Consider the following 13,361-nt stretch of genomic DNA (forward strand, 5'->3'; position numbering starts at 1 on the left):
GAGAAAAAATATGAGTAAATGGATAGCAATCTGTTGTGGCGTATTGATGTCGTCCGCCGTACTGGCGGCCGTCAATACCCGGGAGGAAAGCCGGAAATTTCAACAGTTCGAGCTGAAAGTGCCGGACGTCACGCTGGCGATGCTCTATCCGGATTATTGGATCAACCTGCTGAAAGACCCGGATCTGCTGTTGATGACCGAAGCGGAAATCACGACTTACAACCGCCGGCAGTTCGCCGCCGTTCCGACCCTGGTCGAGTTGAACGATTACCCGGAGACGCTGGAAGGAACCAAACTGCTGGAAGCGATCGACTCGATCAGCTCCACCGACGGCAAAGAGTTGACGCCGGAAGTGGCCAGACAGTTGACCGAAGCCGCCAACCGCCGGGGCATCCATCAGCAGAATCCGGTCCGCTGGGGGTTGATTGTCAACCGCAGCAATGTCCGGACCTTTCCGACCCGGCAATCCTATGTCAATCCGGAAATGGATTCGGAAGTCGATCTGTTTCAGGAAACCTGCCTTTTCATCGGCGAACCGGTGGCCATTTTGCACACCTCCGGCGACGGGCAATGGTTCCTGGTGCAGTCTTACAACTATCTCGGCTGGATTCCGGTCCTCGACGTCGCCGTCGGCGACCGGCAGACCGTACTGAACTATAAAAACGCCGAAGACGTCCTGGTCGTGACCGGCGCCAAGGTGGAAACCGCCATGGTGCCGGACGACGAACAATTGTCGTTGCGCTGCCTGGAGATGGGCAGCCGTTATCCGCTGAGCGACGAAGTGCCGGATTCGGTCAACGGCATGTCGCCCTATTCCGGTTTCGTCATCCGGCTGCCGGTGCGCAATGCCGACGGTACGCTGCAATTGAACGATGCGCTGGTCAGCCGCAGCGCCGACGTCAATATCGGTTATCTGCCTTACACCCGGCGCGAGCTGATCCGGCAACTGTTCAAATTCCTCGGCGAACGTTACGGCTGGGGCCACGGCAATCTGGCGCGCGATTGTTCCGGCTATGTCAACGATGTGTTCAAGGTCTTCGGCCTGGTGCTGCCCCGCAACGGCGGCGAACAGCAGAACGACGCGATCGGCCTGACCTTCGATTTCGGCAAGCTGAACCTTGAGGAACGGGTGGCACTGTTGAAGACCATGCTGCCCGGCGACGTGCTGTTCACCCCCGGACACGTGATGGTTTATCTGGGCACCAGTGCCGACGGCGAACCGTTCATGATCCACGACACCATCGGCATCGCTTTCATGCGGGATGATGTCCGGCAATCGCTCGAACTGCGCGGCGTTTCCGTCACGCCGGTCGTACCGTTGCTGGCCGGCAAACGGCACTATCTGGAATTTTTCCAGACCGGCCGGCGCTTCGTGCTGCCGGATGCAGCCGGAGAAAACCGTCAATGAACCTCAAAACCATCCGCATCGGCCAGCTCTCCGTTCCACTGGTCACTCCGTTCAAAACCGCCCTGCGAAGCGTGGAAGCCGTCGAAGACATCGTCGTCATGATCGAGAGCGACAACGGCCTGGTCGGCTTCGGCGAGGCGCCGCCGACCGCCGTCATCACCGGCGACACGCACGATGCCATTCTCGGCGCCATCCGGCTGCTCGGCAGCCAACTGCTCGGCCGGCCGCTGGAAAACTTCAATTCGCTGTTGAAAATCGTCCGGCACAACCTGGTGCACAACACCAGCGGCAAGGCGGCGCTGGAAATCGCCCTGTACGACCTGTTCGCCCAATACCTCGGCATGCCGCTGTACCAATTCCTCGGCGGCGGGCCGAATGTCCTGAAAACCGATCTGACGATCAGCGTCGACCGGATCGACAAGATGGTGGCCGACAGCCGGAAAGCGGTTGCCGCCGGCTTCGATGCCTTGAAGATCAAAGTCGGTAAAAATCTCGACGAAGACCTGGAACGGCTGCAGGCGATTCACGCCGCCGTCGGCGACGGCGTCAAATTATCGCTCGACGCCAACCAGGGCTGGACGGTCAAAGAAACGCTGTACGCCGTCGGCCGGATCGAGCGGGCCGGCATTCCGCTGGACTTCATCGAACAGCCGGTCAAGGCGCACGACCTGGACGGGCTGCGGCTGATAACCGAGCGGTCGTCGATACCGATTCTGGCCGACGAAGCGGTTTTTTCGGCACGGGACGCCATCGAAATACTGGAACGGCACGCCGCCGATCTGATCAACATCAAGCTGATGAAAACCGGCGGTTTATCGACTGCACTGCAGATCGCCGGCCTGGCTGAACTGTATCACACCGAGTGCATGATGGGCTGCATGCTCGAATCCGGCATCAGCGTCACCGCGGCGGCGCATCTGGCGGCGGCCAGAAGTGATGTCATCACCAGGATCGACCTGGACGGGCCGGCGCTGTGCAGCAAAAATCCGCTGACCGGCGGCATCGTCATGAACGGGCCGAAAATTGTCCTGCCGGACGCGCCGGGCTTGGGCATCGCCGCGGTGAAGAATTTTCAGGAACTTGCGGAACTCAAATAAAATCCGGGGTCTCCCGGCAAACCGCCATCAGAAAGGACTGGATGTTTTCATGAACTGGGAAAAATTGACCGCCAGAGAATTTGAACAGGGTGTCAAGGATTGCGAAGGAGTCTGCCTGCTGCCGATCGGTGTTCTGGAGCGTCATGGCGATCACCTGCCGCTCGGCCAGGATGTCATCACCATTCACGAACAGTGCGTCCGTGCCGCCGAGCTGGAACCGGCGATGGTCTTTCCGTTCTATTTCCTCGGCAAGATCGCCGAAGGACGGCATCTGCCGGGAACGATCGCGCTGAAATGCGAATTGCTGATCCCGGTGCTGGAAAATATCTGCGACGAAATCAGCCGCAACGGCCTCAAGAAGATCATCATCTGCAACGGGCACGGCGGCAACGGCGCTTTCCTGGCGTTCTTCCTGGACATGATGCTGGAAAAATCCAAGGATTACATGATCTACAATACCTTTCCCTATGCGCCGGCAGTCGAAGCCCGTGCCGAACTGATCCGGGCCAAAGTGGACGGACACGGCGGCGAGGTGGAAACCAGCATGACCATGGATATCGCCCCGGAACTGGTCAAAGAGCCGCGACCAGCCGATTTCGGTCTGCCGCTCGGCCGTCTGGCGGCGTTTCAGAAACTGCGCATCCGGACGACGGTCGACTGGTATGCCGACCATCCGTGGCACCTGGCCGCCGACCAGACGCCCGGCAGCGCCGAAAAAGGCCGGCAAATCAACCGGGCACTGGCCGAATATCTGGCCGACGTCATCCGGTTGGTCAAGCGCGACGACACCCCAATCGAACTGTACCGGAAATGCCTGGCCCAGCAACAGGCGCCCCGTTGCGATTTTCCGGCCTGATGCCGCCCGGCTCTCGCCGGATCGTTATATCATTCCAGCCAATACAACTGCAAGTCGAACGGCTGCAGTTTCACTTCGATCGGTTCGCCGGCTTTGCCGACCGCTTCCCGGCGGCCATCTTCGAACAGGCGGAACACGGTCCGGCCGGCGAACGCCGCGCCATAGCGAACCGGGTCCAGAACAAACGAAGTTTCCGTCGCAGTACCGGAAATTTCGGCAATCGCCGCCAACAGCGCCTGCCGGTCCCCAGCGGCCCGGACCGTCCCGTAATGGGAAGCGAACCTGCCCGGCGTCGGCGGCCGGCAATAGTCGCCGTTGCGGTGAAAGACGACTTCGATTTCTTCCGGCGGTTCGACAAACCGCACCTCATCGACCAATACGCCGTCGCGCAGTACCTCGGCCGCCAGCGCCCGCAACGCGACCACCCGGTCGACGTAATCCCGCCTCCGCCGGATTTCGCCGTCCGGTTCCCGGCCGGTTCCATGCAGCCAGCGCAGCCAGCCGGGCTGGATATCCCACAGCAGGCAACGGCTCAACAGGGCGGCAAAGGACGGCAGGTCATCCTCCGGTTCCGCCGGCGAACAGAAATAACGGGCATACTGGCCGTAGACCGCCGGCAGTGACGGAAAATCATTGTCCCACACCGCCATCCAGAGCAGGAAAGCATCGAAACTGTCCAGATAAGGTTCCGCGCCGTTTTCGGTGGCGAAATAGACCTTTCCCTCATACTGTTCCGCCAGCGGCTGAAACATTGCGCGATAAGCCTGCTGCCACCAGCCGCCGCCGCCCAGCGGATGGCCGTGCGCGGCATCGTAGCACAGCACCGGAGCCGCCGCCGCGACCTGATCGACATAGACGCCTTTGACGCCATATTCTTCGACCAGCGTCTTCACCGCCCGGCCGATTTTCCGGCGATACGCTTCCGAAGTCGGACACATCGCCGCCAGGACCGTGCCGGAGCCGTAATCTTCAAGCTGAACCGTGCCGTCGGCATGTTTCGCAGCGCCGGGTTCTCCTTCCTGCCGGTAATTTTCCAGCGCGGTATCCCACAGCCGCCCGTTGATATAGGGCACGACAAAATCGCCGTCGCGCTGCATCGCTTCCACCGCTTCCCGGAAACCGGGCTGCGGCGGAAAAAAATCCGGATAATGCTGATCGAAATGGTAAATGTTCCAATTGTACCAGTGGACGGCCAGCGGCCGTTCCTGCCGGCCGGCTTCCGCGATGAAGTTGCGGCTGATCGGTTCCGGCGGTCCGTCGAGATTCAGCCACAGGGCAATGTTGTCGGCGCCCGGCGGCAAAGTGCGGTCGCACCATTTGCCGCGCCGCGCCCAGACTTGTTCCGTCGCCCAGTCGCGATAAATACCGCAGCACTCCCACGGCGACCGGGCCGGCGCCAACACTACCGGATAAGCCGGGAACGATGATTGTCCCGGCAGCGTCGTATTGATGCCGTAATTCCAGATCCACAGCGAGCGCGCCTCATCAAGCTGGAAAAATTTCCGCGCCGCCGTGCCATCGTGCAGGCCCAGGTAGAGACCGCCGGTCCGGCCGAACACCCCGAAAAATTGCAGTTGCGATTCACAGGACGGATAAACGCCCTGCAGCGGTTCGACGGTCAGCCGGCTTCCCAGCGTGCCGCGCGGAAACAACAGCCGTTGTTGCTCCGCCGGCCGGACGGCATTGCGGACGGCCGGAAAAATCAGACAATTGAAGGTATAGGCGTCGGAATGAAGCTCCGGCCGAATCGTCAGGACCGCCCGGCCGGACGGGTCGAAGGCCGCGTCCACCGTGACATCGAGCGCGTCCGGCACATCGTCGAGCGCGATATGCTCCCATTTCAGCCGCAATGTTCCGCCGTCCCGCTCCACCGAACAGCTTGCCGGAGTCAGGTTGTTGACGACCGCCGCCACCCGGGCCTCGCCGGGCGGCGTCACCTCCAACTGCCACAACAGCGCCTTTTCCGGTTCCGCCGGTACGAAAAAACTCTCTTTCGCCGCACAGTCTTCGACGCCGAGCAATCCCATGCCTCTTTCCGGCGCATTGAACCGCAACTGCAATCGTTCATTGCCGAATTCGACCGGCGCCGCCGGCGCCCAACTGCCGGAACCGGCCAGCATCGCGGCCAGCAGCATCTTTTTCCAACGATTTTTCATTCCGTTCAAACCTTTCCGGCCGCCGTCCGCTTCACAGCCAGTCCGGCCACCAGAGTTTGCCGGTCCCGAGGTTGTACGGCGCCCAGTGGATGCTGTCCCAATCCAGGCTGCCGTAATGGACGGATTCGGCATGGCCGTCGAGCATGACGGCGTTGGCCTTCTGGTTATGGCGGGCGGTAATCGGATAAGCGCCGGCGGCGGCGTTCTGCGGCCAAACGCCGCTGTCGCATTTCAGGAAGCAGGATTCCCCGCTGCCGCGCTGCGCCACCGCCACCGAAGTCGGCAATGTATCGCCGCACCAGATCAAAGTCGCCATGCCGCCGAAGGAATCGAATTCGGAAAGCTTGTGCGGCGTCAGCCACGGATCAGTCCAAGCGGTCGTGCCGAAACTGTTGAGATTGACTCCGTAACCGAACTCCTTCTCCTGCAGCAACTGATCGCGGTCCCGAGCCGACGCTTCCGCGCCGGGGCAGTTGAACAACGCAAATCCATAACCGTAACTGTCGATCAATTCCTGCCCGTAAATCCGTTGGCCGCCGGCATTGTCCCAGGCGTCGACGCCGGTAACCGAGGCCGGCATCGTCCAATCGTCATTGTCATTCTGGTAAAAGGCGTGGCCGAGACCGAGCTGTTTTAAGTTACTGATGCATTTGATGCTCTGCGCCGCCGCCTTGGCTTTGCCCAGCGCCGGCAACAACATGCTGGCCAGAATGGCGATGATCGCGATAACGACCAACAGTTCGATAAGTGTAAATTTTTTTCGCATGATTTCCTCCTGCTTTTGGGTTGTTTTCATATTTTATCGGTATTTTTTCAAACTCTTTCCGGGTAAATAACGGTATAATTGCATTCGGCCGTCTTCAAAATCTTTCAAGCGCCGCATCATCAGTGAACCGACCAGTTCGGCCATCTCCTGAATATCCACTTCGTAACGCGCCAGTTCGCGGCAGGGAAAATCCAGCGACGCCTGGAGGTTGCAGACATTGACGCAGAGCGGCCAGTATTCCAGCGCCACGTCCTGCAGCCGAACCAGTTCGGCAAAGAAGTGCTGCGCGATGAAATCGTCGCACACCATCAACCCGTCCGGACGCTGTGCCGCCGGCATCGCCAGCAACTGCCGCGCCAGGTTGCAGCCGCCTTCCAGTTTGGCGTCTTCCAGAATGCCGGCGGCCGGCTGCTGCGGCCGGTAATGCCGCAGAAGCGCCTCAAGCTGCCGCTTGCTCTCCTGAAAAAGCGCGCCGATAACGACGGCCGGGCGGCGGCAGCCGGCTTCGTGCAGCGTTTGCAGTCCATCGTCCACCAGCGAAAGAAGATCGATCACCGTCCCGCAGGCGGAATTGGAGGACGACCCCAGAAAACAGACCGGAATGCCGGCAGCCTCCAGCTGTCCGAGCGTCGCATCCGATACATTGTGCAGGGTGATGATTCCCTGCAGCAATCCCTGCTGCAAACTCTCCTGCAAACCCGGGAAATCCATGATCTCGGCATCGGTCATCCGGCTGCCCTCGAACGGAAATTCGGTGCAACTGCAGCCGTTCCGCCGCAGGTAAATCTGCAGATATTTCGAACAGAGCCAGTTGAAGGAATGCACCCGGTCCTGCATCTGGCCGATGATGCCGACCGAACTGGCCATATGCCCGGCCGGCCGCGGCGTTCTGACAAAAATGCCCACCCGGCGGCGCGCCTCCAGCACCCCTTCCTTTTCCAGCGCCTGCACCGCCCGGGTCACCGTCGCCGCCCCGACCTGAAACATCCGGCACAGTTCCGCCTGGGAAGGCATCCGTTCCCCGGCCTCCAGCCGCTCGTTCCAGAGGTACTGGACGATCGCCTGTTTGACCACTTCGGTCTGTCTGCCCAAATTGTTGCCGAATACCATAGGAATCCTTCGCTCATTGTAAACTATATTTTGTTCAGAGATAATTATAGTATATTTTTCATCAAAAGTCAACCCCCGCGGCCAAAAATCTTGAAAAAAGCGTTCATTTTATCCGATCGGCCGGTTTGCACATCCCGGCCCGGACATTTATATTCTTACCGGAGAGAACAATTGCGGCAATCGTTTTGTCGTTCTAATTGCTTTATGACAACGCCGGAGGAGGAAACAACAGCCAATGGAACCCAAGCAGCCGAAAACCTTTCAATGGATGCTGGACCCGCCGGCTTTGCCGTTGACGATCCCCGATGATCCGGCGGCGCGGCAAACCGCCTGGCAGGCAGTCAAAAGCGGCAGCGGCGGCAATTTCTGCACGCACCGGTTGAAGAGGGTCAAGCCGTCGCAACTGGAGTTCAAAATCAGCCCCGCCGCGTTGCTGTTCGGCGGGCTTCCGGTCCTGATCGGCCTCTTTTTCGGCGTTCTGTGGGGGTATTATCTGTGCAACAGCAGCGACTGGCTCTCGTTGCTGCCGCTGTTCTTCAGCCTGTTCATCATCGCGCTGGGGCTGTTTCTGCTGTGGCTGGAAATGCGGCCGATCGTCTTCGACGCCGAGGCCAAACAATACTGGGCGGACCGGCGCCGGCAACCGGCCGCCAGCAGGGAATGTCACCGCGACCGCGCCGCATTCGAAACCATCCGGGCGCTGCAGATCCTGCCCAAATTCATCAGCAACAGCCGGAATGCCTATTACAGTTATGAGCTCAATCTGGTATTGAACAACGGCCGGCGGCTGAATATCGTCGACCACGGCCGGCTGAAACCGCTGCGCCAGGACGCCGCCGCCCTGGCCACTTTCCTCGCGGTTCCGCTCTGGGACGGCACCCGCACCGGCGGGCCCGATTCCCGGACCGCAAGCGAATTCGCCGGCTGATGATTCCCCAGTGAAGCGGCGAAGTCCGGTTTTCAACGCTTAAAACGTCTGTTTCGCGGCCGGGAAATTTTCCCGCTCATAAACGCATTTCCCCTGAAAATATGTTTGTTCAACGCTCACCTCTTTCAGTCTCTGCGGATCGATGGCGAGCAGATCATCACTGCAAATCACAAAATCGGCGCTCTTCCCAACCGAAACACTGCCGATCCGGTCCGCTGCCCCGAGCTGCCTGGCGCCGTTGATCGTATAAGCGTCGATGCAGTCCCCGACTTCGATTCCTTCACTGTTCGGCGGAGCGATCGTCTCATCGGTTCGGCGATTGACCGCAACCCACATATTGAAGAACGGATTCACCCCGACCGGACCGTCCGAAGCGGGAAAATCGCTGCCGAAAGTCAACGTCACTCCGCCTTTGAGCAAGGAGGCCAGCGGCACCTGACGCAGGTAGCGTTCCCGGCCGAGCACCTCCTCGGTATATTGGTCATGGATCAGCCAGCACGGCGTCGTCTGATAAAAAACGTCATCCTGTTCGATAAAACGCCGGACGCCGTCGGCCGGCAGGACCTAGACGTGGCAAATGGTTTTGGTGCCTTCGATTCCGCCCAGCGCTTCATAGAAGTCCAACGCCTCGGCAATGGCGGCGTCCCCGATCGCATGATTGTGAACATTGAATCCGTGCCCGGTGGCCAGTTTGCCCGCCGGCAGCATATCTTTGAGGCGAATCAGCGCTCCGCCGTGTCCTTCCGCCGGCGGCAGGTAATCTTCGGCCATCCACGCAGTCTGCACTTCCAAAGTTCCATCGCCGATGATTTTCAGCGTATCGGCATGGATCAGCTCGGAAGTGAATTCCCGCCGATTTTCCATCATCACTTCAAGCATATTTTCCGGCGTGTCCATCGGCGGACCGAAATAAAAATAGCTGGTGAAGAAGCGCATCGTCAGCTCCCCATTCCGCTCCATTTCACGCAGCGCCTGAAGCCCGACCTGTTCCCGGATGGCGCCGAATCCCGCTTCGAAAACGGCAGTGACGCCATTCTGGGCAAAGAGCGCCAAAACTTCTTTCAACCCCATCCGGATATATTCCGGCGAAAAAATTCCCAGCTCGCGCAGCAAATTGAATGACGCGGTGGTTTCAACCACAAAACCGGTCGGATTGCCGCGTTCGTCGCGTTCGAAATAGCTGCCGCCCGGAACCGGGTCGGGAGTATCCCTGGTCAATTTTGCCAGTTTCATCGCTTTGCTGTTGATCCACAGCGCATGGCCGTCGCTGCTGAAAATGACGGCGGGACGGTCCGGAATGATCCGGTCGAGGTCGACGGCCCGGACCGGCCGGCAGTTCGTTCCGAAACCGAAACCCAGGACAAAAGGAAGTCCGCGGTGGTCGGCGTCGTTGGCTTTTTCTTTCAAACAGGCCAGGGTCTCCGCCAAATCGGCCTCGGGAGGCACGGTAATCGGCTCCAGGGCAATCAATGCCGAAGTCAAAACCGGGTGACAATGCGAATCGACGATTCCCGGAATCACCCGTTTTCCGGCCAGATCGACGCCCCGGCCATATTCCAGGGCTCCCCGGTCATCGCCGACATAAATGAATTTGCCGTCCCGCACCACGAAAGCGGTGGCCGACGGATTCTCCCGGTCGGCGGTATAAACTTTGCCGTTATAATAAACAGCCGTGGAAACCTCCGAAGATACCACGGAATGACAACCGGCCAGCGCTCCGGCCACTCCCAAAGCGGATGTCATCAGCAAGGTCTGTAATTTGGGCGGCCGCAACAATCGATTCTCCTTCATTCCCGACGTTCTCCTCTAAAAAAGCATTTTATTCCACTTGGGCGGATTCGGCTTCATGAAGCTCCCCGGCCCGGTCCACACTCAAGTCGGCAGCGGCGAAAGCGTCGGATTCCCGCGGCAGAATCATGCGGAAATCGTAAATCTCGGCCAATTCCAGCCTGCCGCTGTCCAGTTCGAAATCCAGGACATGCCCGCCCTGCTGCCGGCCGGCGGAGATAAAATGCAGGTGCCAGCCCGGTACGTTGATGCCTTTGACATAGGCGGGCAGCCGGAAGCCGACCAGATCGCCGCTTATCCTGCCGAGTTCGAATTCCGGCTGATGCCTGGTCACTTCGACCAGCGGCCGGTACGGCTTTTGCTGGGCCGGAACCGAACGGGTCCGCATCCGTCGAAATTCGCCCCGGAGATGAATGGCGACCATGCCATTCCGGTTGGGCGCCTGCCGGTCAAGCCGATCGAGCAAAACGCCCAAAGACACCGGCTCCGGCAATTCGACGACTTTTTCCGGCCGGAAATCGACCACAGCGGCGAACGGCGTGGTCTGGTCATCGCCGGGCAGATATACGTTGCCGTCGGCGCGGATCTGATAGACGACGCCGTCCAGCATCAGCATTTCGCCGTCCAGCTTGTCCAGCGTGCCGATTCCCAGCGTGCCATATTGCTTCAAAGCGCCGATTGTCGCCGAACCGTCGTAAACGCCGGCCAGCAGCGAATCAATCGTGGCGATCTGCGTAATCCGGGCATCGGAGCCCGCACAACCGGCCAGTAAAATGACCAAAACAGCCCAGCACACCCCCGCCGTCCAAATCCGTTTCATCGTCTTCTCCTCCCCGCCAGCTTGGACAATTATCCCGATTCAGCAACTCTCCCCACAACAGTAAAGTATCGCCGGAAGTATCTGTTGTCAAACCAGGAAGCCGGATTGGCGGCTCAACCGGCCGCCGCCGAGTGTTCCCTCCGGACGATCGGTCGCGCCAAATGAGGACCGGCCGGGCGGCGGCGGGGAAAACGTTCCCGGGGCGACTTCACGGAAATTCTCCGGCGCTCCGGGAAGCCGTTCCGGATCAGAATTGCAACAGCCGGTAAGCCTCGGCGTGGATTTTTTCAATATTTTCCGGCGTCGGCTCTTCGAGCATGATACGCGGCGCGTCGACCAGGAAGCGTTCCATGTCTTCGCGGGTTTCCCTGGACAACTCCAGCGCCGCCAGCGCGTGCCGGATCAGCCGGTAAAGTTCGCCATCCTCGATCCCCTCGCGCCAGGACTCCCAGTTCCGGGTCGGAATCGCCCGGCCGCGGTAATCGCGGAACACCACCGCCGCATCCGGCCAGGTGTAGACTTCGGTCCGGTCGAAGTCATCCCACGGATCGCCCACCGGGAAATAAGCCGACCAGAACCCCAGTCCGTCGAGGTCTTTGGCGATGGCCAGCCAGCCGAACCGCCGGAACACCGGCACAAAGGCGGATTCGTCGCGCGCATGCTGCACTGCGCAGTTGTTGTAGAACCACAGCGGTTTGCCGGTCGAGCGCAGAAAAGCCTCGACTTCCGGGTCCTCGTAATGGCGTGAATACGGCATCCAGACATCCACGTACGGCGCCAGCTTGCGGAAGGTGCCGTCCAGCGTAGTCGGCATGTTGCCCTCCGGCCAATGAGCCGGCGGATTGGCGATCAGCCGGGCATCGGGTTTGACCGCGCGGATGGCGCGGGCCACCGCGACCCATTTGTCGGCGGTCCGGTCGAAGGGTTCGTCGAGGATTTCCACCAGAATGCGCTCCTCCGGCATTCCTTCGGCCAGATATTTCCCGTAATACTTTTCCAGCCCGGCCGCCACCACGGCGTTCAACTGTTTCGGATTGGTCGTCGACAGCGCCGCCAAATCGTCCTGAACGCCCCACAGGCCGGCGGTGGAGAGAAAATTATTGAACACATAATCGCGGAAGCCCTCATTGACGGTCGAATAATGCAGCTTGTCGTCTTCCGCTTCGGCGCCGCCGTAGGTCATCACCTGCCGCGACGGATGGCGGGGCAGGAAACCGCCCAATATCCGGACGGCGATTTCCGGCGCGGCCAGCAGCCGGCCGTCCTCGCCGGAGAGGGTGACGGTAGCGGTGTAATCGCCCGGTTCCGGAGTGCTTTCCCCAACGAAGGCGGCAATCCGCAGCCAGAGCCGCACCTGACGACCCGGCGGCAGGGTGATTTCCGGGTAATTCCGGTAAATTTCCTGATCCAGAAACGACGGCGGCAGTTTTTCGCCGAATCCCCGGAGCTGGTCGGCGGCGAAAAGATTCAACAGCGCGTCGCCATGCTCGCGGGTTTTGATCGGCGTCACCACCAGCAGATCGCATTTCGCCGTATTTTCCGGCAATGTGCTCGCCGCCGCGACCCGGAAAGTCACCGGCGCGTCGGAGCGGTTGCTTATGCCGATCATCTTTTGTTCGATATCGCCGCGCAGCATCGGCATCGTCCAGTTTCCGAGCAGGGGTGCGTCGGGCACGCCAAGCGTGCCGCCTTTGGTGTCGCGCCAGGGGTTTTCACTCCAGACGACCAGGTCGCCGGCCGCAATCACTGCCGGCGAATCCGGCAGCGGCTGAATTTCGGGCGCGGCCGCCCGGCGTTCTTCCGGCACGAAATCGCCGGCCGGACCGCCGTAAACCTCCAATTCTCCGAGCTGGCTCCAGGTGCCGCCCGGCCGGAGGAATTTCACCTGCAGCGCAGTGGTGGCGACGTTCAATTCATCATAACGCAATACCTCGGCCGCCTGGCCGTTGAATTTTTCCGCTCGCCACTCCCCAGGCACGGCAAGCACCACCGGAATGGAGAAATTTCCAGCGGCGTCGGCGGCAAACACTTCAATCCGGTCGGCATCGGCATATTCCGGAAACGCCGCCGGCGCGGCGCGGAAAGCCGCGACACCGGTGATCCGTTTGGCCTCGGGCCAGCGCAGGGTGATTTCGTCGCCCCAGCCGGCCGGTTTTTCCAGATAAATCGAACCGGGCAGCGTATGGTCGCGATCCAGCCGGCCGTCACGGATCAGTTCCACCCGGTCGGGATTGGCGCGGGATGAAATTTCCGCGTCGGCGGCAAGGTTGACCGTTTCGGCGGCGCCGGCGCCGGACAGCATGGAACAACTGAGGCAGGAGAGCAGGAAACGTTTCATTCTCATCGGAGGCTCCAGATTGTTTTCTTCGGTTGTAAAACGCTTGGGAAACGCCGCCGGACCTCGACTGAACCGGTTCAATTCCGGCCGGCGG

9 protein-coding genes and 1 pseudogene are annotated in these 13,361 nt (G+C 60.3%); 4 read left to right on the forward strand and 6 right to left on the reverse strand.

The genetic code is table 11. The annotated features are described in order from the left end of the window. Positions 1-10 precede the first annotated feature (10 nt). From HWX74_RS04920 to HWX74_RS04930, 3 genes are read left to right on the forward strand one after another with little or no spacing between them, the layout of a single operon-like run. Positions 11-1,408, forward strand: a complete 1,398-nt coding sequence (locus HWX74_RS04920) for an SH3 domain-containing protein (RefSeq protein WP_176012486.1) — start codon at positions 11-13, stop codon at positions 1,406-1,408. After that, positions 1,405-2,505, forward strand: coding sequence for a dipeptide epimerase (locus HWX74_RS04925; RefSeq protein WP_176012487.1), 1,101 nt, complete (start codon positions 1,405-1,407; stop codon positions 2,503-2,505). Before HWX74_RS04920 ends, HWX74_RS04925 begins: the two co-directional genes overlap by 4 nt. 49 nt (positions 2,506-2,554) lie before the next feature. Further along, positions 2,555-3,361, forward strand: a complete 807-nt coding sequence (locus tag HWX74_RS04930; protein WP_176012488.1) for a creatininase family protein — start codon at positions 2,555-2,557, stop codon at positions 3,359-3,361. A 29-nt stretch (positions 3,362-3,390) separates the two neighbouring features. Here the strand turns inward: HWX74_RS04930 and HWX74_RS04935 are convergent, their stop codons facing one another. The 3 genes from HWX74_RS04935 to HWX74_RS04945 are packed head-to-tail and all read right to left on the reverse strand — an operon-like array spanning position 3,391 to position 7,393. Next, entirely contained in the window at positions 3,391-5,517 is a 2,127-nt protein-coding gene (locus HWX74_RS04935) for a DUF6259 domain-containing protein (RefSeq protein ID WP_176012489.1), read from the reverse strand. Between the two features lie 31 nt (positions 5,518-5,548). Further along, positions 5,549-6,283: a type II secretion system protein gene (locus HWX74_RS04940; protein WP_217704852.1), complete on the reverse strand. Its 735-nt coding sequence runs from the start codon at positions 6,281-6,283 to the stop codon at positions 5,549-5,551. A gap of 33 nt (positions 6,284-6,316) precedes the next feature. After that, a complete protein-coding gene (locus HWX74_RS04945; protein WP_176012491.1) occupies positions 6,317-7,393 on the reverse strand; it encodes a GntR family transcriptional regulator in 1,077 nt (358 codons plus the stop codon). Positions 7,394-7,628: 235 nt separating this feature from the next. Between HWX74_RS04945 and HWX74_RS04950 the strand changes: the two genes are divergently transcribed. Further along, positions 7,629-8,321 (forward strand): hypothetical protein, encoded by a 693-nt coding sequence (locus HWX74_RS04950; RefSeq protein ID WP_176012492.1) that lies wholly within the window; start codon positions 7,629-7,631, stop codon positions 8,319-8,321. A 39-nt stretch (positions 8,322-8,360) separates the two neighbouring features. On the opposite strand, the pseudogene HWX74_RS04960 reads toward HWX74_RS04950, so the two are convergent. The 3 genes and pseudogenes from HWX74_RS04960 to HWX74_RS04970 all read right to left on the reverse strand — a co-directional run bounded on the left by HWX74_RS04960 (position 8,361) and on the right by HWX74_RS04970 (position 13,273). Continuing rightward, positions 8,361-10,112, reverse strand: a pseudogene (locus HWX74_RS04960) (amidohydrolase). Between the two features lie 28 nt (positions 10,113-10,140). Beyond that, the gene (gene budA, locus HWX74_RS04965) at positions 10,141-10,929 is read right to left on the reverse strand and encodes an acetolactate decarboxylase (RefSeq protein ID WP_176012494.1); all 789 of its coding nucleotides are present in this window, start codon (positions 10,927-10,929) and stop codon (positions 10,141-10,143) included. 247 nt (positions 10,930-11,176) lie between these two features. Beyond that, positions 11,177-13,273, reverse strand: coding sequence for a hypothetical protein (locus HWX74_RS04970; RefSeq protein ID WP_176012495.1), 2,097 nt, complete (start codon positions 13,271-13,273; stop codon positions 11,177-11,179). Positions 13,274-13,361 lie beyond the last annotated feature (88 nt).

This window comes from Victivallis sp. Marseille-Q1083 (assembly GCF_903645315.1).
GTDB lineage: Bacteria > Verrucomicrobiota > Lentisphaeria > Victivallales > Victivallaceae > UMGS1518.

Coding starts and splice junctions, on each gene's coding strand:
- HWX74_RS04920 (WP_176012486.1), top strand. CDS start 11: ATGAGTAAATGGATAGCAATCTGTTGTGGCGTATTGATGTCGTCCGCC.
- HWX74_RS04925 (WP_176012487.1), top strand. CDS start 1,405: ATGAACCTCAAAACCATCCGCATCGGCCAGCTCTCCGTTCCACTGGTC.
- HWX74_RS04930 (WP_176012488.1), top strand. CDS start 2,555: ATGAACTGGGAAAAATTGACCGCCAGAGAATTTGAACAGGGTGTCAAG.
- HWX74_RS04935 (WP_176012489.1), bottom strand. CDS start 5,517: ATGAAAAATCGTTGGAAAAAGATGCTGCTGGCCGCGATGCTGGCCGGT.
- HWX74_RS04940 (WP_217704852.1), bottom strand. CDS start 6,283: ATGCGAAAAAAATTTACACTTATCGAACTGTTGGTCGTTATCGCGATC.
- HWX74_RS04945 (WP_176012491.1), bottom strand. CDS start 7,393: ATGGTATTCGGCAACAATTTGGGCAGACAGACCGAAGTGGTCAAACAG.
- HWX74_RS04950 (WP_176012492.1), top strand. CDS start 7,629: ATGGAACCCAAGCAGCCGAAAACCTTTCAATGGATGCTGGACCCGCCG.
- budA (WP_176012494.1), bottom strand. CDS start 10,929: ATGAAACGGATTTGGACGGCGGGGGTGTGCTGGGCTGTTTTGGTCATT.
- HWX74_RS04970 (WP_176012495.1), bottom strand. CDS start 13,273: ATGAGAATGAAACGTTTCCTGCTCTCCTGCCTCAGTTGTTCCATGCTG.